Origin of the sequence: [Clostridium] ultunense DSM 10521, from assembly GCF_000511955.1 — a bacterium.
Taxonomy (GTDB): Bacteria; Bacillota; Clostridia; order Tissierellales; family Tepidimicrobiaceae; genus Schnuerera; species Schnuerera ultunensis.
In genome coordinates, this window is the sequence record NZ_AZSU01000002.1 from 561,169 (window position 1) to 585,825 (window position 24,657).

Consider the following 24,657-nt stretch of genomic DNA (forward strand, 5'->3'; position numbering starts at 1 on the left):
TTTGTTACTATTATTATAGATTGTTAGAATATCTTCTCTAAGCTTCTTATTAAGAGTTTTCCACTTGTTTCCAGGCTTTTCCTTATGCTTATCATAATAGGTGCTTCTAGGATATTTTAGCACCTTGCACATAGTATCTATGCTGTGTTCCTTAGAATTAGCTTTTATTATTTCAAATATAATATCAGGATTTATTTGGTTGCGAATATGGCCATAGCTTTTTTTAATATATCATTTTCTTCCTTAAGTCTTGCATTTTCCTTCTTGATTTTTAGAATTTCTTCAAGATTTGTGGTATCTCCCTTTACATCTATCGGTGTTTTCTTCTTTACCCAATTACGTATTGCTGTTTGGCTTAGGCCATATTCGTCTGCTACTTCCCTAACTGTTTTTCCTGATAATACTAACTCTGCAATCATTATTTTGAATTCATCTGTATAAGTTTTTCTTTTAGACATTTTATGGACACTTCCTTCCTCATTTAGTAGTATATAAAAAACCTTATTTAGTGTCCATACTTATATACTAACATCAGGTTCGGAAGTTACCCTTGAAGGAACTGTTGACATTACCGGAAATGAATTTGGTGGCATTGAAGTTAGTCAAGGTAAAGACGTAACAAACCTTCCGAAGCTTACAGTTACAGGAGCAATTACCTACCAAAGTCCAGATTCGGATATAAAGCCGGTAATCTGGATAGATGGTAGGCAAACAAACGATGGTTGGGTAGTAGCAGAAGGATTATATGAAGAGGTAGCAGGAAAGAACCCCGCAAACAATGGGGACCAATACTACTTCTTTGATAAAGACGAATATGCTAAAATAATAAAAGTAGCTCTGGAAGCTGTCAACAATTACTTGACACCGGGGAACTACAAATATTCAGAAGCACCTGAAGCCTTGGAAGAACAGCTAGCCCTACTTGGTCTGGATGTAGGTGAAGGCGGTGACTATGCTAATCTTGATAAAACCGCAGATGGCGGTAAAAACAGAAAGACAGCCGTATTCTACGACCTGAATAAAAACAAACCAGCTGAAGGTTACGACCTTTCAACCTTAACCAGATACTTTAACGACATGGTAGCCACTAGGCTTGTAACCGAAGAATCAATGGACCTGGTGAACAATGCCGAGAGTATTGAAGACCTTAACGGCATCTCCTTTGTGACTATGTTGTTAGACAGGTTTAATGCTGTAAACTATCAGACCCATTCAGACATACCGGTTGAGACTAAGAAAAGCACACTGCAGGATTTGGTAACTAGATACGACAATTTAGGCAGTGATGAAAATTGTAACGCAGTATTACAGAAACTGTTGGACAAGAGGCCTTCGGATGGGTATGCCAGATCCCAGGCTACCACCGATGCTCTGGATACTGCCTTGACTGAAGTAGTAGAAGATGAAACAACTTTGGAAACCTTTATTAAGGGCTTGACTTTAGATGTAAAAGAAGACTTTGAAGGGCTTGACTTAACCTTAGATACAAAGATTGAAGAAATCAGTGGAACCGGGAGAATGGCAGATTTATTTGCAAAGATGTCAGAGTTAGAAGAAGGGTATAGTGTTAAGAGTATTCAAGGCATAGAAGATTATAATATGGTTAATGTAAAGGCAGCAATAGTTAATCTGATGATGGCAGAGGGAAGGACCACATTAAAGGATTTAGATAATGTAACCATTAGTATTGATGTGGTATACCGCTATGGAGTAGCGGAACAAACAGCCACCTATGAGCTCTCCTTTGACATTAGTAAGTTAGAAAATGGTGGCGGAGAAGCTGAAGGTTAGACCTAACTCAAAATCTTTTTAAGCTAAACTAACCCATCAGTAACTAAAAGAAAGATACCAAGAAGCCCTATGGGCAAATATTATTTCCCATAGGGCTTCCTATTTATTGTAAAATTTTGCAATAATCTTATCTAGTATAATAGTCATATCCATCGTATTCAACCACATTGCCACTGGTATCCATTATATATTTTGGATCATCTTTTAATCTAATTAAATATCCGTCAGGGGCGTTAATATTGCTGTCTATTATTATCTTTATTGTAGAGCCATCAGTATCTAAGATGGTGGAGTATTTTGACCTGTCTAGTATTTCTTTTCCTGAGACTTCTACTATAAGATCATCTCTAAATAGAGATTCAACTTTTTTATCTAATTTTTCAGTGAAGGGCAGGTATATAATTTTACCGCTAATGCTAAGTCTTCCTCTTCTAGCATCGATACGAGGTTTTACTTCATCTTTTACAGTAATATAATCAGCCTTAGCTTTAGTATTTAATATGGTTTCTATGGAGTTATTACTCCTTATATTTAGCTTTCCATCTACAGTAGTTGCATCCCTTTCTTCTAAATAAATTATAACTTCTTCTGAACCATCATATTTTACATCATAGACATTTTTTCCCGAAACTCTAAAATCATCAAAGGATGCATATAATATAGGTTGGTCAAATTTTACTACTATGGTATCGGGTTCAACTAGTCTAGCTTCTTTAACTACTGCTTCCCCTTGATTTGCATCGTCAAATTTAAGTCTTGCTGGTTCTACTAATATGCCATTGGTAGATTTAAGGCCTCTAATTTCAAATTCTCTAACATTTCCACTTCGGCCTATATCAACCCTTTTTCCATCTATTTCTTCTGGTAATGTAATTACATATGTCTTCCCATCATAAACCTGCTTAAATTCTGTTCCATTTGGAAGATATGTATATCTTCCACCGAAATCAATTAAATAATTTCCACGGTCTTCTACAGTAGAAGGGTCCATATCCTTGTTAAATAGAAGGGTTATTTGATTATCTTTTCCAGAATGACTAATTATTTTTGGTGCTTCTACATCATCCATGTAAATATTTTGGCTATAGGGTATTAGACGGTTTCTAGAAGCTGTTGAGTCCACTATTCCTTCGATGGTAATGGTATTTTTTCCAATTGGTAGATGAGTATTTAAATTTATCCTGTATTCTCTACCGGAGCCATCTACACTCTTTATAAATACTCTATTACCTTTTTCATCTATAATATCATAATAGGCTCTATTTTTTGCATCTACATTTTTACTATAATAGACGGTTATGGTTTTTCCATCTTCTGAAACTGTCAGTCCAATTACTTCTGGGGCGGTAGTGTCTTCATATGGTTTTATCTTTATTTCCTCATTTCTTAATTTGTTATCTGAATAATCTCCTACACTATTTATATATAATATTATTTCATAGGTAGGCAAATTGTCTTTAGAATAATCCAACACAACCTTATCATTTAAAACTTTTACGCTATTAGGATATCTTTTACTAGAACCAGATTTCCAATAAAAATTAGTCCTTGTAACTGAACTTGGATCTATATCTTCATCGAATTGAATAATTACTTCCTCAATGGTAGTATATTGATCAACTATCTTTGGCGGTTTCGTATCCTTAACGATATCGAAGGGAATATTTTGATCTAATGCTTTATAATCTGCATAATCCACTAGTCCAGATACATTCAAAATATGTCTCCCTTCTTCGGGAGCATAATAGGAGGAATGGTATTTTAATGTAATTACATTGTCTTCAGTTTCCACTTGGGCGGAAAGGGTTTTTCCATCAATTTTAAAATTTGAGGATCTAGCGTTCTTAACTGGTTCTGACATATAGATCCTCAAACCTTTGTTTCCCAACTGTTTAATATCCTCCACTTGTGGAATTTCATTATCAATAACTTTAAACTCTTTATCCCTAATATTTAATTCTTTACCCTTTGATGATTTAATTCTATTTATGGATATTTTGTATGTATTTTGATTTTTCATAGTTTCATTAAGGGTGAGAATTACAGTAGTATCATTATTTTCTAAACGCACTGATTTAATAGTACCTGCATTTGTAGTATAATTACTGGGAAATAAGCTAGAAGCTTTATCCACGGGGGCTGTAAAATTTATGATTATCTCCTTAAGATTGTCCCCTCTAATATCCTTTAATTCAAAGGGTAGTTCCTGAATGGTAATAGATTGGGCCCTTGTACTTAAATTACCACTTATAAATTTATATTCGTATTTGCCAGGTTGAAGGTTTTCTATTAAATAGGAAAATCGGCCATCTTCTTCTAATGGGATATCATAGTATTTTTCTCCAGAGGTAATTTCTGAAGAAAGGGGTTTTAAATGGACTTTTAATGCATTAGTCCCTTTGGCCACCCCTTCAAATTTAATATTATTCTTATCTATTGTTGGATTAGCTTTTACATCAAAGATATCTGGTATATCTAAATTCAATTCCTGAGCTAAAGTTATTATACTACTGCCTTTAATATTAGTTTTAAGAGCATTAAGGGTCATAGCAGCCATTAATCCTCTTTTTAGATCTTCATCAGGTTTTGCCGAAAGTCCATCCATTAAACCCAAAGTTTTTGCTACTTCTGGTGCATTACTATAATTCTTTACCTCTTCACTATAGCGTAACACTCTTAAAAGCAAAGTTTGAAATTGTTGAATTTTTACTGGATTATCGTATCCAAATTTCCCTTGTCCTGTCCCAATAATAAGCCCTCTATCTACTGCCCAAGATATATAGGGCTTATAAAAAGGATTCTTCACATCTGTAAAATTATCTTTTATAGGATAATTTCTAGCCTTATCTTCTTCTTTATATAGCCTACTAATAAGTACTACCATATCCTGCCTTTTAAGGTTTTTTCCCAGCATTAAATCTCCCGTTTCTGAACCTTTCAATACACCTATATTTTCTAATATCTTTCCAGCTTGATTATATAATTCTTCCTCTGAAGGTGCTCCAAAGGCGAAAGAAAAATTAGAAAGTATTATAACTAATGCTAGAACTAAGGATAAAACTTTTTTCATATATAAACTCTCCTTTCAATATAATTCTACTTTAATTATACACCATTTAAGTAGTTCTAAATATTACATTATAATTACAATAGGTTTGATTACAATAGGGTATAATATGCTTAATGGCATAAAGACATTGACATAAATATTATAATAGGATAAAATACTATAGTTATAAGTTTATAAGGAGGTTCGGAAAATGCCGACTAAATATATATTCGTTACAGGAGGGGTAGTATCATCTTTAGGTAAAGGAATTACTGCAGCTAGTTTAGGTCAATTATTGAAGAGTAGAGGTCTTAAAGTGACTATCCAGAAATTTGACCCTTACATAAATGTAGATCCAGGAACTATGAGCCCTTATCAGCATGGGGAGGTTTTTGTAACCGATGATGGGGCAGAGACGGACCTGGATTTAGGTCATTATGAAAGGTTTATCGATATTAGTTTAAACAAATATAGCAATGTAACTACGGGAAAAATTTACTGGTCTGTTTTAAACAAGGAAAGAAGGGGGGAATATGATGGAAGGACTGTTCAAGTTATTCCCCATATAACCAATGAAATAAAGGATAGGATCAAGAGGGTTTCCAAGGACAGAGAGGTAGATGTGGTAATAACAGAAATTGGAGGTACCGTAGGTGATATTGAATCCCTTCCATTTTTAGAAGCTATTCGACAGATAAAAAATGATGTGGGAAAAGAGAATGTAATGTATATACATGTGACCTTAGTTCCCTATCTATCCATGGCAGGAGAGCTAAAAACCAAACCTACCCAGCATAGTGTAAAAGAATTGAGGAGCATAGGGATACAACCAGATGTGCTTATATGTAGAACAGAAATGCCCTTATCCCAGGATTTAAAGGATAAAATAGCCTTGTTTTGTGATTTAGACCCTTCAGAGGTAATTGAGAACATAGATGCAGAAACTATATATGAAATTCCACCTATGCTAGAAAAGGAAGGTTTACCTCAGTTGGTAATAGATCATTTAAAACTAGAATGTGATGATTTAGATTTAAGTGAATGGAATAATATCGTAAATAGGATCAAATCTTTAAATGAAAAAGTAACTATAGCTCTAGTTGGAAAGTATATAGAGTTGAAGGATGCTTATCTATCGGTAGCTGAATCCTTAAGACATGGAGGCATATTTAATGATGTTGATGTGGAAATAAAATGGGTTCATGCTGAAGATGTAGAGGATGGAAATGCAGGGAATATATTAGCAGATGCAGATGGCATTTTGGTCCCTGGAGGCTTTGGCGATAGGGGAATAGATGGAAAGATTTCTGCAGTTAAATATGCAAGGGAAAATAAGGTACCTTTTTTTGGCATATGCCTTGGAATGCAATTAGCTGTAATTGAATTTGCAAGAAATGTAGTTGGACTTGACAAAGCTCACAGTACAGAAATCGACCCAAATACGCCTTTTCCAATAATAGATCTAATGCCAGAACAAAAAGATATAGAATTGACTAATGGAACTATGAGATTGGGATTATATCCGTGTAAACTGATTAAAGGATCAAAAGTTATGGATATTTACGAGAAGGAAATAATATATGAAAGGCATAGACATAGATACGAGTTCAACAACCAGTTTAGGGAAAAAATAGAAGAAAAGGGATTTATGATAAGCGGTCTTTCTCCAGACGAGAGGTTGGTGGAAATAGTGGAATTAAAAGATCATCCTTGGTTCTTAGGAGTTCAATTCCATCCAGAATTTAAATCGAGACCTACAAGAGCCCATCCTTTATTTAAAGATTTTATAAGAGCTTCTAAGGAAAATAAAAGGAACAAATAGAGGAATTAAAGAATTTTTGTAGAAGTATATAAATAGTAAATAGATTCAGTTTCAATTGAAAAAGGGGGAGGTATTTTGTTTATAAACAAAAATTACCATAAAACAACCATTTTACTCATTATATTGCTATTGGCTTTTAATAGTATGGGAGTCTATGGGGAAAGTATGTTTACAGATATAAACAAAAACCATTGGGCTTATGATTATGTAGAAAAAGTTGTAAATTTGGGACTGATGGATGGATATGATGATGCAACCTTTAGACCCAATGAAGAAGTCAATATTGCCGATGCTTTAGTATATGTTACAAGACTTTTTAATTTACCCAAAGAAGAAGTTGAAAAAATGAGGCAAGAACATGATGAATTACTGGATAAGTTTCAATTGTCTGAAGAAAGAAAAGATGGACTAGCCATAGCCTTGTCTAAAGGATTGGTGACGGAAATATTCGTTGAAAATAATCTATTCACTCAAGGAAAGATTAGGACTGCTACTAAAATGGATTTGACCAATTATATTGCTAAAACAATGGGAATAGAAGAGGAAGAAGGAGAAGTTTACGTATTTTTATTTAAGGACGCCGATAGTATTCCAAAACGGTCGAGGCCTTATGTGAGTTTTTTGATAGATAAGGGTATTTTAGAAGCAAAAGGGGATGGAGAAGGAAAATTTAACCCAGGCCAGCCTATTATTAGATCTGTATTGGCTAAGATGTTATCCTTATCCTATGACAAAATGGATATAAATCCGGTTACTCCAGGAGTATCTATAGAGGACCCTGTGGAGCCAATGGGAAAGGAACCAGTCCTTGGGGATCAAATAACTGGAATTATTACTAGTAAAGTAGACAAATATATATTTATCGATAATGGACAAAAAGTAGATTCTTATACATTTGAAAAGGATGCTTCTATAACTATAGATGGCAATGATGCTGCTATTAAAGAACTAGAACCGGGAATGAATATAAAAGCAATAGTTTCTGAAGACAATATACTAAAATCCTTAGTGGTAGATAGCGGTAAAGATATAGTATCTGGAACTATCAATAAGATATCCTTGGAGGCTTCTCCCTCTATGGTAGTAGATTTAGATGGAGGAAATATGAGAACTTTTCATATACCAAAGGATATAAAAGTATGGGTAAATGGAAAGGAATCCTATCTTTTTAGTTTAAGAGAAGGAGATAAGGTGAAGATAGAAGCCTTTGATGATTTGGCCTTATCCATTTCTGGTGAAAGTAAAAATGGGAAGGTAATAGGTATAATTAAAGGTAGGAATTTTGATGAAGAAAATATGATTATAGTAGAGAGGGGAAATAAAACTACTTATGAATACCAATTAAAGGAGGAACTATTGGTTTATAGGAATTCTAGTGGAGTTGCTATAAAGAAATTGAGACCAGGAGATCAAGTAATACTATCTATTTCAAATGGAGAAGTGGAATCCGTAGAAGCTAATTCTACGCCAGGAGAAGATGAAGGATATATTCAGGAAATTCTAATTTCAAAGGAACCAAAACTGTCAATATTAAACGACAGGGGAGAGCTGGTAGTTTACTATATTTCTCCTGAGGCTTTAATAAAAATAGATAGGGAGGTAAAGAGTATATACGATCTAAGATTGGATTATTTTGCTAAATTGAAACTGGAAAGCGATGAAATAGTAAATATTCAAATAGAAAGATAAGACAGAGATTCCTCTGTCTTATCTTTCTATTCCGTCCTAATAGCTTCCAATGCAGATAGGTTCATAGCTCGCCTAGCAGGATAATAACCAGATATTATACCTATTAAGGCTGAAAACCCTAATGCGGCAAATACTAACCATATTGGTATAATACTTATTTTAGCTTCGCCTCCAACTCCCATAAAATCGCCAAATGCAGGGCTAAATTTATTTACTAGGAAAGATAGGATATAGCTAAATATGATTCCCATAGCACCTCCAAGCAATCCTATCATTGCCGATTCAAATAGGAACAGTTTTTTTATATCCTTTAGGGAAGCGCCTATAACCTTCATAATTCCTATTTCCTTGGTCCTTTCATAGATGGACATGACCATAGTATTGGTTATTCCTATGGCTGCTACAAGTAAAGAAATAGCACCTATTCCGCCGAGTACAGCCTGAATTATACCAGTCATCCTATTCATCTCTTTTAGATTATCATTTAAGCTGTAAGCCTCAAACCCATCATCTTTTATTCTTTGTTGTACAATTTCAACATTTTTTATATCATCAACTCTTATCATAATTCTTTCATATTCCCGTTGGCTACGCTTATTTTGCCCCTGGTTACTGGCTTCGATTTTTTCTTTTTCCTGGATCATCTTTTCTACTGTATCCATAGGGGCATATACGCTCCAATCCGTTTCCCAGTTTCCCTCTTCAAGGATACCTACTGCTTTAATGTTATAATCCTTATACCTAGGGCCTTGTACCTTTTCTCCTGGCATACTAGGTCCCATACCGGAATCCATATCGAAGGTTAGGATCATTCTATCATTCATTAAATCTATATTGGGTTCTTCATATTGACCTCTACTCATAGCCTTTTCATCGTAAAAACTATATTTCATACCACCACCAAAAACTATATTAAGGTTATCCCTAGTTTGTAATAGGCGGCCTTCAGCTATTTTAAAATCAAAATGTTCCATGGCTTCAGGATCTATACCTTTAATGGAAGTATGGGAAGTGTATCTACCGCTTTTTATTATTCCATAGGTTTCTATTATAGGTGTTGCAGCAGTTACATGAGGCATGCTTTTAAAGTTTATTAAGGCTTTTTCATTTAATTTAGCTTCTTTATTCCTCCTATCTGAAGGAAATTCTCCATAACCTCCATAACTTTTATAAACATTTATGGTGTTTAGGCTTCCCATCCTTGATATTAGATCTTTAAAAGCTTCTTGCATGCCAAAGCCTAAGGATAGCATTACCACTATGGAACTAGTGCCTATTATCACTCCTAATACAGTCAAAAAAGTTCTTAGCTTCCTTCTCCACAGATTTTTAATTCCCATTCGGATTAAATCCATACTACTCATCTAAAGCCATACCTTTCTTTTTCTTTTTTTTGTAAAACATAAATCCACCAAAGCCTGCACCTATTGATATAATAGATATCCAAAAACCTTTACTTTTTAATATTTTTTTAATTCCTCTTGATTCACCTTCTGGAGGCATATCTTCTGGGAACTCATCCATAGGAGCTGATTCCATTACATTTAAGGTAAAATTCTCTCTGATTTCAACATTTTCTCCAGAAGAATCTTCATAGGTAAATACTAAGGATCCAGAAAGTTCTCCAGGCTCCATAGGGATTATCATACCTTCAAAGTATTCAGATCTACCCATTTCAAAACTTCCTACATAGTAACTGCCATTTTCCGTCTGGAAATCTCCTTCTAATTTTACCATCATATTATAAAGAGTAACCTTTCCTGTATTATAGAATTCTACAAATATGGGTATAGGTTCTCCTGCAAAGGCTTCTGGTGGAAGATTTAATTCTCCAATTTCCAATTTGGATTTCTGTATTACTGGCACACCTATTAATTCTGTTGCAGTATATTCTTCACCTTGACTGTCTTCATATTCAAAATTTGCTGTCACTGTATAAGTTTTTGCTTGAGCATCTGGCACTGTGAACATGGTAATGCTCTTTTCTACCCTTCCCTTTGGAGGGATAGAATCTATATAGAAGGTATTACTGCTGTCAACAGGAGTAAATACATTACCACCACTGCTATTGCCATCAGGATCTGTTTTTTCATCTGCAGTTAGAAAAATCTTTATATTTCTAACTGCTTTTTGCTTATTAGTATTATAGAAGGAAAGATTCATAGTATAGTTTTCTCCTGCTCTGACAATAGATGGTTCAAAATTATATTTATCGATTATTAGTTTAGGTGTAGTCTTACCTTCTTCTCCAGGTCTTACCACATAAACTCCAACATATTGGGTTAAGATATGCTTTTCTTCTACAGTTAAATCATCTTCATACTCTATTGTAATATTAATTGGGTAATTTTTAGTTTCAGCGTCCTTAGTAGTTAGGAAGACAAAACTTAAATTTTCAGATTTATTTGGTGCCATAGAGTTGACTTTTTTAATGCTTACCGTCTTTGGAACGATTCCATTTTGGTCAGAACTTTCCACTGTAACTTTGACATTCTTTGCATCTATTTTTCCTATATTTTTTAATCTAAATCCAATAGTAACATCTTTGTTTTGCCCTACAGCTCCATCGGGATAAGTGAGGTTTTCAATAATTAAGTTAGAGCCTTTTCCTTTGTTTGAGGCTACATTGACAAAGAACTTGTTAGTATCTTCATAGGGTTGATTAGTACCATCTTTGTAATTCAAATTTAGATCTAATCCATGACTCCCTCCTGATAATTTAATAGAAGGTATTATTTCAAATTCTACATAAGCTGTTCTTCCTCCAGGAATCTTTTCTATATATTTACTATTGAAGCCAGAAGAGAGTGTAAATGTATCATTGCTTATTCCACCCAAGGATACCTTAATATCTTTTGCTTCTAATGTACCATTATTAACTAATTCAAAACCTACTGTAGTTGGTTTTTCTGCCTCAGATTCTACTGGTTCTATATCCACTTTATTAATAGAAATTAGAGGCTTTTTATTTTGGTTTTCCACTTTTATATAAATAGTATCAGAGCTATTAAAAGATACTCCATATTCGTTATAGAATTGGAAATTTATCTTAATTGGATAGGTTTTGTTTTCAGCATATTCGTCAATGCTTATTCTAAAATCTAGGTCTTCGGTTCTCCCCCCTCTTAATCTAGATATGCTTTCATATCCTGAATTGTCAATAGTAATAGGAGATTCTCCTTCCAGTTGGGCAGTAACTGAAATATTCTCTGCTAAAACATCGCTGGAATTCTTAATAGTTATAGGAATATATGTAGTTCTACCCACTTCAGCAGTGATGGTTTTGGAGCTTATTATGGTTAGGTTGGGAATGACTTTAGATTTATCAGGTTTTTCCTCAGAACTAGAAGGAACTATGTTGGTTATACTTATGTAATCAGAAATTGATTTTTCTTCGCCATCTTCATTATAGTAAATGGTTATAGGTATTGTTGTATCATCTCCACCGTTGTAGTAAATATTGAAGGTGACATAGTAGTTTTCATCAATACTTTTTTTCGATCCTTGTCCTTGTGGTGAAAAGGACTTAGAAGAGCCAAGTTGAACAAAAATATCATTGATATTATCCGTACTACCAGATACACCTAAAGTAATAATCAGTTTAAAATCTTCATTAGGATAAATCTTTTTTATATCTTTACCATTTGAATCTTTAGTTTCAACGTCAGTTATTATTATTTTCGTATTACTAGTCCTGGAGTCTCCATTTGCATCTTCTTGAGCCACCCCCTCAATAGGTAATTGTAACAAAACTAACAGCAATACTAAAGTTATACAAATAAATTTTCGCATTTAATCTGCGCCCCCTTTTATCTTATTTTCAATTACTTTTTCGATACTACCATCTCTTAAATAGATTACCCTATGACCATAGGGCGATATTTCCACATCGTGGGTTACTATGATCAGAGTTTGTCTATTCTCCTTTGCCATAGTGGTTATCAAATCCATTACTTCAATGGTTGTTTTAGTATCTAGATTACCTGTAGGTTCATCAGCAAATACTATCTTTGGTTTGCCTACAAAGGCTCTAGCAATACTTACCCTTTGTTGTTGACCACCACTCATTTCAGCTGGTTTATGGTTAAGCCTATCTCCTAATCCTACAGCTTTTAACATTTCTCTTGACATCTTGTCCCTGATTTTTCTAGGTATCCCTCTAAAGGTAAGGCCAAGGCTAACATTTTCTAAAGCCGATAGAGTGGGGATTAAATTATAGGATTGAAATACAAACCCAACATTTAGTTGCCTAAATTTAGCCAACTGTTTTTCATTCATCTTTTCTATATGATATTTTTCAATAATAATTTCACCTTTAGTAGGTTTTTCTAATCCTGCCATCATATTGAGCAAGGTACTTTTACCGGAGCCAGAGGTTCCTAATAAACATACGAACTCTTCTTTATCTATGGTCAAGTTTATATCCTTCAAGGCATGGATTTTTTCATCACCCATCCTATAAACTTTATTCAAATTTTTAAGTACTATTAATTCATTCAAAAATAGATCACCCCCTAAGCTTAGTTTAATATTGTAATATTATCATAAATATACCATTAAGTAGTTACAATATTGTTAAGATTATAGGTTTTATATTTAAAATTCCAGTAAATGTTGATTAATACTTGATTTAAAAAAGAGATACATAGGATTAAAAGATATTGTGAAAAATTACACAATATTCGTAATATTAAAAATATATTGACATATTCCGAAAACTATGGTATTACTATAAAAACTATATAAATTATAAGGAGGGATCTTATGCAACAACAACCTACAAAGGGTTCATCAAGGGACCAATTTGTTTCAAAAGTAGGATTCATATTTGCCGCTGCTGGTTCTGCCATAGGTTTAGGAAATATTTGGCGGTTTCCCTATTTAGCTGGGAAGAACGGTGGAGGCGCCTTTGTATTATTCTATTTAATCTGCGTAATAGTATTGGGATTTGGTCTCATGCTTGCTGAATTTGTAATTGGTAGACATACTCAACTGTCATCTGTAGATGCTTTTAAAAAATTGGATAAGAGGTTTACATTTGTTGGTGGAATGGGAGTTTTGGCAGCATTCATTATCATGGGATACTATCCTGTAGTAGGAGGATGGTCAGTAGCCTATATATTTAAAACCATTTTAGGGCAACTTTCAACGGACGCGGCGATAATGGGAGATGTTTTTGGTTCTTTAGTTACTGGTATTTTGTCCCCAATTTTCTGGACAGCAATATATATGCTTGCTAATATAGTAATTGTAGCCAAAGGAATTAGCTCTGGAATTGAAAAGGCTTCCAAAGTGATGATACCAACTCTATTAGGTCTTTTAGCAATATTGGTTATCCGTTCATTAACTTTACCAGGATCCATAGAAGGATTAAAATATTTATTCCTTCCCGATTTTTCGAAGATAACTGGGGAAGTTATGATGGCTGCCTTAGGGCAAGCATTCTTCTCATTAAGTTTAGGGATGGGTTGTATGATAACCTACTCTAGTTATTTAAGTAAAAAAGAAAATCTAGTCCAAAATGCAACCATAGTACCGGTACTAGATACAGCCATTGCCTTATTAGCTGGGGTCGTTATAATACCTGCTACCGTTTCCTTTGGGTTTGATTTAGGTCAAGGGCCTGGATTAGTTTTTGTAACAGTCCCTGCAATATTTGCCACTATGGGACCAGTTCTTGGAAGGGTATTTGGAATTATATTTTTCTTATTGTTAACATTGGCAGCTTTGACTTCATCCCTTTCCCTTTTAGAAGTTGTAGTTTCTTATCTGATAGATAATAAAAATTGGGAGCGTAAAAAAGCTGTCGGATTTAGCAGTGTCATATTGTTTTTAATATGTATTGCAGCATCTTTATCTATGGGAGTTTGGTCAGATTTCCATCTGTTAGGCATGAATATATTCGATTTCTTAGATTGGTTAGCTAATAATATCTTATTGCCATTAGGTGGTATGTTTATAACATTATTCGTTGGTTGGTTTTGGGGCAAGGATAAAGTTAAAGCTGAAGTCACCAATGGAGGAGAAATCAATTTCTCACTATTCAACGTATGGATATTCCTATGCAGATGGGTTATCCCAATTATTATAGGTTTGGTATTGCTTTCGGGAATTGGAATAATATAAATATTGAGTAGCTTAATTGCCATTAATTTAGATTCTGGTCTAGATTAGTGGCAATTTTCATATATTAAATATTATGATCAATGGCGGTTGACAATTATCCAATTATATTCTATAATCATTATTGTTTAAACGACCGACCAGTCAGTCAACAAAACAACTATTTAGGAAAGAGGGAATAGAATGCTATCCAAATTTAGTGTAAAAAAACCTTATACAGTAGTAGTAGCAGTGGTCATAGTGCTAATTTTAGGAATTATATCCTTTATTAATTTAAATACGGATTTACTTCCTAGTATAGATCTGCCTTATATTGTGATAATGACCAGTTACCCAGGGGCAAGTCCAGAAGAAGTAGAGATGGTAGTAACAAAACCCATTGAACAGGCTGTTGCTACGGTTAATAATATAAAAAACGTAAGTTCCGTATCTAGGGAGAATTCATCAATTGTCATATTGGAGTTTAATAATGATACCAATATGGATTCAGCAACAATAGAGATCAATAATATGCTGGATCTGATTAAGCCTGCTTGGGATGACTATTCCATAAACTCTCCTATGCTTATGAGATTAAATCCAGATATGTTGCCAGTTATGATTTCGGCAGTAGATGCAGAAGGTTTGGATATAGTGGAAGTTTCTGAAATGGCAAGAGAAAAGATAATTCCCGAATTAGAAAGCGTAAATGGTGTGGCTTCTGTTACAGGAGTAGGATTACTAGAGGAGAAAATTGAAGTACTTATAGATTCTGATAAAATAGAGGATTTAAATAAAAAGATACTGAAAACAGTAGACTCGGAACTTTCAGAAGCAGAAGATCAGTTGAAGAAGGCACAAAAAGAGATAGAAGATGGAAAATCAAAATTGGCTTCAGAAGAAACAAAACACACTAAGGAAATATCTCAAGGAGAAAAAGCCCTAGTTACAGCCAAAGAGCAGATAGCTTTGGCAGAATCTAAGATATCTGCTGGAAAACTTGAATTGGTTAAAACTAGAGATGAACTAAACAATGCACTAGAGGAAATAGGAAATAAAGAGGAAGAATTAAAGGTAGCGGAAAAGGCCCTATTGGCCTTAGGGAAAAACATAAGAGAAGAAGATAAAATAAAATTAGAGGGTATAAGGAAAAACTTAAAATTGCTTTCACAGAAAAAGAGTGAAACTATAAAGGGTCTTGAAACAGTAGCTGCTAAGTTCGAAGAAATAGAGAGAGAAGAAGGCACCCTTATATCAAAAAAATCTGAAATTGCCACTAAAGAACAGGATCTAAAAATGGGAAAACTTCAGTTGACCATGGAAATGGATAAGGCAAAGGCCCAATTGGAAAGTGGAGAGAATACATTAGATGAGAAGATGGAAGAATTTAAAAAGGCTAAAGAAGAAGCCTTCAAAAAAGCTTCCCTAGATGGTGTCATTACTAAAGATATGATATCGGGTATGTTGGCTGCTCAAAACTTTTCTATGCCTGCTGGCTATGTGTCAGGGGAAGAGGGTATAAAGCAACTTGTAAAAGTAGGAGATAAAATTGAAGATATAGCCTATATGGAGAATTTGCTATTATTTGACACTGGAGAAGATGTTATTGGTAAGATATATTTAAAGGATGTGGCGGAAATATCCAAGATAGATGATTCCGAAGAAGTGTATGCCAAGGTAAATGGCAATGATGCAGTAATATTGGTAATGCAAAAACAAAGTACTTTTTTAACATCTGATATATCCAAGGCTATTAGAGAGAAAGCAGAGGAAATTTCTTCAGAACACGAAGGCTTAACTTTTACTAATCTAATGGATCAAGGCTTATATATCGATATAGTGGTAGATTCGGTGTTGAAGAATATAATCTATGGAGGAATATTGGCTATAGTAGTCCTTATATTGTTCTTAAGGGATTTAAAGCCTACTTTCATAATAGCCGTATCCATACCTATAAGTATAATTTTTGCAGTTGCAATGATGTATTTTACAGGGGTTACCATAAACATTATTTCCTTGGCAGGGTTAGCTTTGGGAGTAGGTATGCTGGTTGATAACTCTATAGTGGTTATTGAGAATATTTATCGTCTAAGACTTGAAGGGAAATCTACAGTAGAAGCTGCCATAGAGGGAGCTAAAGAAATTTCTGGGGCAATTACCGCTTCTACACTTACTACGGCTTGTGTATTTTTACCTATAATTTTTATTCAAGGTATTTCCCGTCAGTTGTTTGCAGATATGGGTTTGACAATAGCTTATTCATTATTAGCAAGTCTTCTAGTAGCCCTTACATTAGTACCTACTATGGCATCGGGCATGTTGAAAAAGACCAATGAAAAAGAGAGACATGGTTTCGACAAGTTTAAAAATGGTTATGAGAAGCTGTTAAGGGGCTCTTTAAAACATAGAGGTCTTGTTATGACCATTGCTGCAGTTTTGCTTGTAGTAAGTATATTTGGTGGATTATCCATGGGAACTGCCTTTATACCTGAAATGGATGCCCCTCAGATGTCCATGGTTATACAAATACCAAAGGGATATAGTATTAATGAAGCAAGGGATATGGCTAATACTGTAACAGATCGCCTACTCGAAATAGGGGAGATTGAAACCATAGGTGCTTTTCACAGCGAAACTATGAGTAGCTTTGGAGGAGAAGCAGAAGGGAATCGGGTATCCCTATATCTATTGCTAGATGAAGATAAGGATATAAGCAACGATGATATTAAGCGAAAAATCCTTGAGCTAACAGATGATCTGGATTGTACTGTTACTGTAAGTTCAAGTAATATGGATATGTCTACAATAGTAGGTTCAGGAGTAGAAGTAATAGTAAAAGGAAAAGAAATAGATACATTGCAAGGTATAGCCAAAGATATGGTGAAACTTATGGAAGAGACAGAAGGGATAACGGAAATAGATGATGGTATAGAGGAAAATTTGACGGAAATTAGGATTGTAGTCCATAAGGAAAAGGCAATGGAAAATGGGCTGACTGTAGCTCAGGTATTTTCCAATGTCAGTTCTATTATAGGCAAAGAAAAAACCTCTACTACCTTATCCACTAAAAATAAGGATTATCCAGTGATCGTATTGAATAAAAGGGATAAAAATATGACTAAAGATGATTTAGAGGATTTAACCATAAAGAGTAAAAAGAATGGGGAAGAGGTGGAAATACCTCTAGGGGATATTGCTACCCTATCTGAAGCTCAGGGTCTATCGTCTATAAGGAGAGATTCTCAAGAACGATATATATCCATTGTTGGAGAAATAGATGTAGATCATAATATTGGACTTGTGAGCCGTGATTTTGAAAAGAAATTGAAAGATTATCCAGTGCCTGAAGGGTATAAGATTGAATTGACAGGGGAAAGGGAAATGATAAATGAATCCTTATGGGATATAGGTAAGATGATATTGTTGGCTATTGTATTGATCTATTTAATCATGGTAGCCCAGTTCCAATCCTTACTGTCACCTTTTATAATCCTATTTACAATACCTTTGGCTTTTACAGGTGGACTGTTGGCTTTATTCATTACAGGGTATGAGATAAGCTTGATAGCCATGCTAGGATTCCTGGTTCTTAGTGGTATAGTGGTAAATAACGGTATAGTATTTGTTGATTACACTAATCAATTACGAAGGAATGGTCTAGATAAAACTGAAGCCTTGGTATTAGCAGGAAAAACCCGTATGAGACCAATACTCATGACGGCTATAACTACTATATTTGGCCTATCTACCTTGTCTGTTGGTGTAGGAACTGGAGCTGAAATGATACAACCTTTAGCTATAGTATCCATAGGCGGGTTAACCTATGCTACAATACTTACCCTATTTGTAGTACCGGTAATGTACCATTTACTCAATAAGGATAATTTAGATAAAGATTCCATAGGGATAGAAGGATAGGTGAAAACTAATAATGGAAAATAGAAGAGAAAATATACTAGAGGCAGCTACGGATGTTTTTTCCAAATATGGATTTTATGGAGCTAAGATGGAGGATATTGCAAAAAAAGCAGGCATAGGTAAAGGTACTATCTATGGTTATTTTGATAGTAAGGAATCCCTATTCTATGAGATGATAAAACATGGGATAGATGAATATGAAAAAGGTCTTGATATGGCTCTAAACATAGAAGGTGGCTTAGAGCAAAAGCTATATGCATTATGCAAATTCCACGGAAAATATTTAAATAGATATATTGATATAAGCCAAGTAATTATGATGGAAAAAGAAGTACTACCTAAAGAATTGATGAAAGAGGTAGTGGAAGAGAAGGCTCAGCTATTCAATAGGATGAAGAAGGCCGTTGAAGAAGCAATCCATACTGAAGAGCTAAGAAAGAACCTAGACTCTCAATTGGCCACAATAATAATTATAGGTTCTATAGGTCAATTCTATGGACAGAAGATCTGCTATGAAAAAATAGACCATAATAGCATAGAGCCTAAGGATTTAATAGATACGATAATAGAAGGGCTAAAATAGAATATTACAAATGTATTACAAATAAGTTCCAATATTGGTGCCTGGCACCAGTATTAGAACTTATTATTATGTTATAATTATATATAATATACAGTGAGAGGAGAAGATTATATGTATGATTTTGACCGGGTTATAGATAGACAAAATACCAATTCTGTTAAATGGGATAAATTAGAAGAATTATATGGTAAGGAGGACCTATTACCTCTTTGGGTGGCTGATATGGATTTCCCAGTTCCAACAGCCATTTCAGAAGCATTAAAAACTAGGATGAAGCATGGTGTTTACGGGTACAATTTTACTTCTTCTGAGTATTATGAATCCGTAATAAGCTGGATGAATAGAAGGCATAGCTGGCATGTAAAAAAAGAGTGGATTATATTTACTCCTGGTGTAGTTCCAGCCCTTAGCTATGCAGTACGAGCCTTTACTAAACCAGGAGATAAGGTTATATTACAAAGCCCAGTATACCATCCTTTCTATAATTCCATAGGTGATAATGGGCGCCATGTAGTCACTAATCCATTAATCTATAGAGATGGAAAGTACTATATGGATTATGAAGACCTGGAGAGAAAAATAGATTCTAGGACTAGGCTCTTGTTTTTATGTAGCCCACATAATCCTGTAGGTAGGGTATGGACTAAAGAGGAATTGGCTAGATTAGGACAAATTTGCTTAAAAAATGATATTTTGATAATCTCCGACGAAATTCATTTTGATATAATATTTAAGGGATATAACCATACTGTACTTGCAAATGTTTCACAGGAATTGAAAGAGAATTCAATAATTTGCACTGCTCCAAGCAAGACCTTCAATATAGCAGGTTTGCAAATTTCTAATATAATAATCCCAAACAAAAAAATAAGAGAAAGGTTTAGTTTAGAATTGGAAAAGGACCATATAACAAGGCCCAATATCTTTGGTGCAGAAGCCTTAATTGCAGCTTATAATGAATCTGAAGATTGGTTAGATGAATTACTTGAATATTTAGAGGAGAATAAGAATTACTTTATAAATTTTGTTGAGAATAATATACCCCAACTAAAAGTAATAGAACCGGAAGGTACATATTTAGTTTGGGTTGACTGTTCTGGACTCAATATGAACTCTGAAGAATTAAAAGACTTTTTCATAAACAAATGTAGATTAGCTTTAAACCATGGGGAAATGTTTGGAGAAGAAGGTAAGCTATTCCAAAGGTTTAACATAGGTTGTCCTCGATCTATTTTAGAGAAGGCTCTTATGAGATTAAAGAAGGGAATTGAATCTTTGTAGAAATATTACAATTACATTACAAATAAGTTCCATTTACGGTGCCTGGCACCATAAATAGAACTTATTGTTTTCATATGGTATAAGGTGGATTCTTATGTTATAATAAAGATGATAATATTTTTTATGGAGGTTGAGCTATGGAAAAAGCAATGATTAGAGTAAGAATGAGTTTAGGAGATGCTCATTATGGAGGTAATTTAGTTGATGGGGCAAAAATGCTCCAATTGTTTGGGGATGTGGCTACAGAATTACTTATTAGAAATGACGGAGACGAAGGTTTATTTGTAGCTTACGATAATGTAGAATTTTTAGCTCCTGTTTATGCCGGGGAGTTTATTGAGGCAGTAGGAGAGATAACTAAAGTAGGTAATACTTCCAGAAAAATGAAGTTCGAAGCTAGGAAGGTTATAGTTCCTAGACCGGATATTAATGACTCTGCTTGTGATGTTTTAGACGATCCTGTAATCGTTTGCAGAGCAGAGGGAACTTGTGTAGTTCCAAAGGATAAGAAAAGAAAGTAGTTTAATCAATGGAAAGGGGATGATTTAATGGACAAGTTAATTATAACTGCTGCTATTTGTGGAGCAGAAGTAACCAAGGAGCATAATCCAAATGTACCTTATACAGTAGAGGAAATAGGCAGAGAAGCGGAATTGGCTTATAGGGCAGGAGCAAGTATTATACATTTACATGTAAGGTATGATGATGGTACTCCTACTCAAGATAAGGAAAGATTCAGAGCTTGTATTGAAGAAATAAAGAGAAGATGTCCAGATATTATCATTCAGCCTTCAACTGGGGGAGCAGTTGGTATGTCTGATGAGGAAAGGCTTCAACCGGTAGAACTTCTTCCAGAAATGGCAACCTTAGATTGTGGGACCTTAAATTTTGGTGGAGATGAAATATTTGTTAATACGGAAAATACTATTAAAAACTTTGGTAAGGTAATGATAGAAAAAGGGGTTAAACCTGAGATAGAAGTATTTGATAAAGGAATGATAGATTATGCAATTAGGTTTGCTAAAGAAGGGTATATTCTTAAACCTATGCATTTCGATTTTGTACTAGGAGTTCAAATGGCTGCCACTGCAAGAGATTTAGCCTTTATGGTAGATAGTATACCAGCTGGTTCTACTTGGACAGTTGCAGGAGTGGGAAGACATGAAATGCCAATGGCTGCAATGGGTATTGCAATGGGAGGCCATGTTAGAGTTGGATTTGAAGACAATGTTTATCTTGAAAGGGGAGTATTAGCTAAATCCAATGGCGAATTGGTAGAAAAAGTAGTAAGAATTGCAAAGGAATTGGGTAGAGAAATAGCTAGTCCAGATGAGGCTAGAGAAATATTGGAATTAAAGAAGAGATAATCTTTTTACATAAGTTCCTTTTGGCATCAAGGCCATTAAAAGGAACTTATTTTTTTGGATATTTTTCGACAAATAGAAGGATTTTATCGATCTATATAGAATTAATAAATTAGGAGGTGTGTCCTATGCTTCTTTATGGATGCAAGACCCTAATTTTAAGATGTCATTTTTGTGCTAGATTAAGAGAATATGAATTAAACCTATTTCATATTAGGGGAGGAAATAAAATTGAATATAAATGTGAATGTGGTGAGACGAATATTACCTTTATACAAAAGAATAAAGGGATAGATATTTTCGTCAATTGTTTTAATTGTGGAAATAAGCATTATTATAATCTAGATTTGCATACTATATTAAAAGATGATAATATTATATATTGCTTTTGTGGAACTGAGGCTTTATATTTAGGTAGTAAAAATATGGCGAAAAGATTTTTATTAGGAAAATCAATCGGGATAGGCAGTATTGATAACGATAAAACTTCAAAGGATTTTTTTAATAATTTCAAAGTATTGGCTAAAATACTCAGCATATTATATGGATTAAAAATGGAGAATAAAATTAGCTGTAGCTGCGGTAATTCCCAAATAAATATAGAATTATTCTCTGACAGGATCGAACTGGAATGCTTAAATTGTCATAGTGTAAAAATTATTTTTGCAGAAACGGAAGATGACTTGAGTGTTTTATCAAAAAAGGATAAGATAATACTTGAAGAAAAAAATATTTCCTGCATAGATTCTATAAAGGAAAAGAATAGGGATATTAAAAAATAAAAGGAGTGTTTATTATGTTGGTTACTGGAATAGAAATTTTACAAGATGCCCATAAGAACAATTATGCAGTAGGAGCTTTTAATGTAAATAATATGGAGATAGTCCAGGCTATAATAGAAGCTGCAGAGGAAACTAATTCCCCTGTAATCCTTCAAGCTAGTCAAGGCGGACTAAAATATGCAGGCGTTGAATATATTGCTGCATTAGGGAAATTAGCAGCGGAGAAGGCTAAAGTACCCGTTGCATTACATTTAGACCATGGTACAGATTTTGACCAAGTTATGCTATGCATAAGACATGGTTTTTCTTCTGTAATGATAGATGGCTCTAGATTTGAGTTGGAAGGGAATATTGCAATAACTAAGAAGGTCATCGAAGTAGCCCATGCAGTGGGTGTTTCTGTAGAGGCAGAATTAGGGAAAATAGGTGGGACTGAAGATGATATAGTTGTTGATGAAAGAGATGCTACTTTTACCGATCCTAAAGAAGCTAAAAAGTTCGTTGAAGAAACAAATGTAGACTATTTAGCTATAGCAGTAGGAACTGCCCATGGAGTATATAAGGGAGAGCCAAAATTAGATTTTGAAAGAATAAAGACCATAAAGGAAATGGTAAATATTCCTTTAGTACTACATGGCTCTAGTGGAGTTCCAAAGGAAGCAATAGAAAAGGCTGTATCCCTTGGAATAAATAAAATTAATATAGACACAGATTTAAGAATGGCATTCTCCAACGCAATTAAAGATTTCCTAAAGGAAAATCCAGACAATATAGATCCAAGAAAAATATTAGGACCTGCTAAGGAAGCTATGAAAGAAATTATAAAAGAGAAGATGGAGTTATTTGGTTCTGCTGGTAGAGCGTAATCAATTGACAATTGTAGGGCGACCTTTGGTCGCCCTAAATGTGAAGGGGTGAAATGCTTTGAAACTATTTATCGATACAGCTAATATAGATGAGATTAGAGAAGTTAATGAATGGGGAGTAATCTGCGGTGTTACTACCAACCCATCTTTAATAGCCAAAGAAGGTAGAAATTTCAAAGAAGTAATAGAAGAGATAACTAATATGGTAGATGGACCTATTAGTGCTGAAGTTATTTCCTTGGAGAAAGAGGGGATGGTAGAGGAGGCTAGAGATTTAGCTAAAATACATCCTAATATAGTTATTAAAATCCCAATGACTAAGGAAGGTTTGAAGGCTGTAAAAGTTTTATCTAAGGAAGGAATAAAGACCAATGTAACCCTAGTATTTTCTCCTAATCAGGCTTTATTAGCAGCAAAAGCGGGGGCTACCTATGTTAGTCCTTTTATAGGAAGATTAGATGATATTGGTAATGAGGGTATGAATATTATATATGATATAGTCCAAATATTTGATACCCATGTAATTGATACAGAAATTATAGCTGCAAGTATTAGGCATCCAATCCATGTGGTAGAGGCTGCAAAAGCAGGAGCCCATATAGCCACCATACCTTATAAAGTATTTTTACAGATGTTATCCCATCCCTTAACGGATATTGGGATTGAAAAATTTTTAAAGGATTGGAAAGGGGTAGGCAATTAAACTAGTTATTAATATACCCAGATAGAGTAGGTTAGTTTCTTTATCTGGGTTTTATTATGGAGTAATTTGGATATAATTTGTATTAGTAAACAAATTTAAAAGATTTAGCAATTTAATGTAACAAATTCTATATTTAGTTACATGATATTAATGAACATATTTTTACATAATTATATCATATACCTATGAAAAATCTACAAAAATTGCTAAAATCCTTCAAAAAAAAGCAGAAGCTTGTGGAATTCTCCACAAAACTTCTGCTATTTTACTTTTTATTTAAAATTGTACCAAAGAATATAGTTCATCTTTCTGGTCTTGGGTAACTCCTATGTATTTTAATGTGATAGATTGAGAACTATGGTTAAAAGTGTCCATTATCAACCCAATATTATATTTTGACATTTTATAGGTCCAATATCCCCAGGTTTTTCTCAAACTATGGGTTCCAAAGTTTTCAATACCCAAAGCTTCGGCTCCTTCCTTCAAAACCCTATAGGCCTGTACTCTACCTATATGGCCACCTTTTCTACTATGGAACAAATAATCATTTTGACCTAATTGCTGGTTGCTTACATAATCGTCAAGGTTTTTACGGATTGCATTATTTAATTTTATCTTCTTTTCTTTACTAGTTTTCTGTTCTTCTAAAATTAAGTACTCCTTAAATTGACCATTTTCATTATAAACATCCTTCACTCTCAAAGGCA

The 24,657-nt window shown here is 34.1% G+C and carries 18 protein-coding genes; 12 read left to right on the forward strand and 6 right to left on the reverse strand.

The features are described from left to right. Nucleotides 1–191: 191 nt before the first annotated feature. A complete protein-coding gene (locus CUL_RS0105480) occupies nt 192–458 on the reverse strand; it encodes a transposase (RefSeq protein ID WP_025640467.1) in 267 nt (88 codons plus the stop codon). Nucleotides 459–1,077: 619 nt separating this feature from the next. Here CUL_RS0105480 and CUL_RS0105485 point away from each other — a divergent pair. Beyond that, the gene (locus tag CUL_RS0105485) at nt 1,078–1,791 is read left to right on the forward strand and encodes a hypothetical protein (RefSeq protein WP_157752622.1); all 714 of its coding nucleotides are present in this window, start codon (nt 1,078–1,080) and stop codon (nt 1,789–1,791) included. Nucleotides 1,792–1,918: 127 nt separating this feature from the next. On the opposite strand, the gene CUL_RS0105490 is transcribed toward CUL_RS0105485, so the two are convergent. Then, nucleotides 1,919–4,861 carry an S-layer homology domain-containing protein gene (locus CUL_RS0105490; RefSeq protein WP_025640758.1) on the reverse strand — a complete coding sequence of 981 codons (2,943 nt, stop codon included), beginning with the start codon at nt 4,859–4,861 and terminating at the stop codon, nt 1,919–1,921. Between the two features lie 190 nt (nt 4,862–5,051). On the opposite strand from CUL_RS0105490, the gene CUL_RS0105495 reads away from it, so the two are divergent. Together CUL_RS0105495 and CUL_RS0105500 are read left to right on the forward strand one after the other, a co-directional pair. Beyond that, nucleotides 5,052–6,662 carry a CTP synthase gene (locus CUL_RS0105495; protein ID WP_025640759.1) on the forward strand — a complete coding sequence of 537 codons (1,611 nt, stop codon included), beginning with the start codon at nt 5,052–5,054 and terminating at the stop codon, nt 6,660–6,662. A 75-nt stretch (nt 6,663–6,737) separates the two neighbouring features. After that, a complete protein-coding gene (locus CUL_RS0105500) occupies nt 6,738–8,351 on the forward strand; it encodes an S-layer homology domain-containing protein (protein ID WP_025640760.1) in 1,614 nt (537 codons plus the stop codon). Nucleotides 8,352–8,377: 26 nt separating this feature from the next. On the opposite strand, the gene CUL_RS0105505 is transcribed toward CUL_RS0105500, so the two are convergent. The 3 genes from CUL_RS0105505 to CUL_RS0105515 are packed head-to-tail and all read right to left on the reverse strand — an operon-like array spanning nt 8,378 to nt 12,851. Then, a complete protein-coding gene (locus CUL_RS0105505; RefSeq protein WP_005584819.1) occupies nt 8,378–9,715 on the reverse strand; it encodes an ABC transporter permease in 1,338 nt (445 codons plus the stop codon). Next, nucleotides 9,708–12,143, reverse strand: coding sequence for a COG1361 S-layer family protein (locus tag CUL_RS16745; protein WP_025640761.1), 2,436 nt, complete (start codon nt 12,141–12,143; stop codon nt 9,708–9,710). The genes CUL_RS0105505 and CUL_RS16745 overlap by 8 nt, the downstream gene beginning before the upstream one ends. Then, nucleotides 12,144–12,851, reverse strand: coding sequence for an ABC transporter ATP-binding protein (locus tag CUL_RS0105515; RefSeq protein WP_005585251.1), 708 nt, complete (start codon nt 12,849–12,851; stop codon nt 12,144–12,146). 264 nt (nt 12,852–13,115) lie between these two features. On the opposite strand from CUL_RS0105515, the gene CUL_RS0105520 reads away from it, so the two are divergent. From CUL_RS0105520 to fsa, 9 genes are all read left to right on the forward strand, one after another. Continuing rightward, nucleotides 13,116–14,477, forward strand: coding sequence for a sodium-dependent transporter (locus tag CUL_RS0105520; RefSeq protein WP_005583617.1), 1,362 nt, complete (start codon nt 13,116–13,118; stop codon nt 14,475–14,477). Nucleotides 14,478–14,657: 180 nt separating this feature from the next. Beyond that, entirely contained in the window at nt 14,658–18,371 is a 3,714-nt protein-coding gene (locus CUL_RS0105525) for an efflux RND transporter permease subunit (RefSeq protein ID WP_025640762.1), read from the forward strand. Nucleotides 18,372–18,384: 13 nt separating this feature from the next. Next, complete coding sequence (locus CUL_RS0105530; RefSeq protein WP_005583619.1) at nt 18,385–18,954, forward strand: TetR/AcrR family transcriptional regulator; 570 nt, start codon at nt 18,385–18,387, stop codon at nt 18,952–18,954. Nucleotides 18,955–19,065: 111 nt separating this feature from the next. Then, nucleotides 19,066–20,235: a MalY/PatB family protein gene (locus tag CUL_RS0105535; protein WP_005583620.1), complete on the forward strand. Its 1,170-nt coding sequence runs from the start codon at nt 19,066–19,068 to the stop codon at nt 20,233–20,235. Between the two features lie 137 nt (nt 20,236–20,372). After that, nucleotides 20,373–20,756 (forward strand): 3-aminobutyryl-CoA ammonia lyase, encoded by a 384-nt coding sequence (gene kal, locus CUL_RS0105540; protein WP_005583621.1) that lies wholly within the window; start codon nt 20,373–20,375, stop codon nt 20,754–20,756. 27 nt (nt 20,757–20,783) lie between these two features. Continuing rightward, a complete protein-coding gene (gene kce, locus CUL_RS0105545) occupies nt 20,784–21,602 on the forward strand; it encodes a 3-keto-5-aminohexanoate cleavage enzyme (protein WP_025640763.1) in 819 nt (272 codons plus the stop codon). A 125-nt stretch (nt 21,603–21,727) separates the two neighbouring features. Next, complete coding sequence (locus tag CUL_RS0105550) at nt 21,728–22,381, forward strand: hypothetical protein (RefSeq protein WP_005583623.1); 654 nt, start codon at nt 21,728–21,730, stop codon at nt 22,379–22,381. 14 nt (nt 22,382–22,395) lie between these two features. Next, the gene (locus tag CUL_RS0105555) at nt 22,396–23,247 is read left to right on the forward strand and encodes a class II fructose-1,6-bisphosphate aldolase (protein ID WP_025640764.1); all 852 of its coding nucleotides are present in this window, start codon (nt 22,396–22,398) and stop codon (nt 23,245–23,247) included. A gap of 58 nt (nt 23,248–23,305) precedes the next feature. Beyond that, on the forward strand, nt 23,306–23,950 hold the full coding sequence (fsa, locus tag CUL_RS0105560; RefSeq protein WP_005583626.1) for a fructose-6-phosphate aldolase: 645 nt from the start codon (nt 23,306–23,308) through the stop codon (nt 23,948–23,950). Between the two features lie 276 nt (nt 23,951–24,226). Here the strand turns inward: fsa and CUL_RS16750 are convergent. Continuing rightward, nucleotides 24,227–24,657 (reverse strand): tyrosine-type recombinase/integrase (locus tag CUL_RS16750; protein WP_081722772.1); only part of this gene is annotated, 431 nt, incomplete at its 5' end.

Excerpts from the sequence above, each read along its gene's own strand:
- CUL_RS0105495 (WP_025640759.1), top strand. The coding sequence starts at position 5,052 with ATGCCGACTAAATATATATTCGTTACAGGAGGGGTAGTATCATCTTTA.
- kce (WP_025640763.1), top strand. The coding sequence starts at position 20,784 with ATGGACAAGTTAATTATAACTGCTGCTATTTGTGGAGCAGAAGTAACC.
- CUL_RS0105480 (WP_025640467.1), bottom strand. The coding sequence starts at position 458 with ATGTCTAAAAGAAAAACTTATACAGATGAATTCAAAATAATGATTGCA.
- CUL_RS0105490 (WP_025640758.1), bottom strand. The coding sequence starts at position 4,861 with ATGAAAAAAGTTTTATCCTTAGTTCTAGCATTAGTTATAATACTTTCT.
- CUL_RS0105505 (WP_005584819.1), bottom strand. The coding sequence starts at position 9,715 with ATGAGTAGTATGGATTTAATCCGAATGGGAATTAAAAATCTGTGGAGA.
- CUL_RS0105530 (WP_005583619.1), top strand. The coding sequence starts at position 18,385 with ATGGAAAATAGAAGAGAAAATATACTAGAGGCAGCTACGGATGTTTTT.
- CUL_RS0105520 (WP_005583617.1), top strand. The coding sequence starts at position 13,116 with ATGCAACAACAACCTACAAAGGGTTCATCAAGGGACCAATTTGTTTCA.
- CUL_RS0105535 (WP_005583620.1), top strand. The coding sequence starts at position 19,066 with ATGTATGATTTTGACCGGGTTATAGATAGACAAAATACCAATTCTGTT.
- CUL_RS0105550 (WP_005583623.1), top strand. The coding sequence starts at position 21,728 with ATGCTTCTTTATGGATGCAAGACCCTAATTTTAAGATGTCATTTTTGT.
- kal (WP_005583621.1), top strand. The coding sequence starts at position 20,373 with ATGGAAAAAGCAATGATTAGAGTAAGAATGAGTTTAGGAGATGCTCAT.
- CUL_RS0105525 (WP_025640762.1), top strand. The coding sequence starts at position 14,658 with ATGCTATCCAAATTTAGTGTAAAAAAACCTTATACAGTAGTAGTAGCA.
- CUL_RS0105485 (WP_157752622.1), top strand. The coding sequence starts at position 1,078 with ATGGTAGCCACTAGGCTTGTAACCGAAGAATCAATGGACCTGGTGAAC.
- CUL_RS16745 (WP_025640761.1), bottom strand. The coding sequence starts at position 12,143 with ATGCGAAAATTTATTTGTATAACTTTAGTATTGCTGTTAGTTTTGTTA.
- CUL_RS0105555 (WP_025640764.1), top strand. The coding sequence starts at position 22,396 with ATGTTGGTTACTGGAATAGAAATTTTACAAGATGCCCATAAGAACAAT.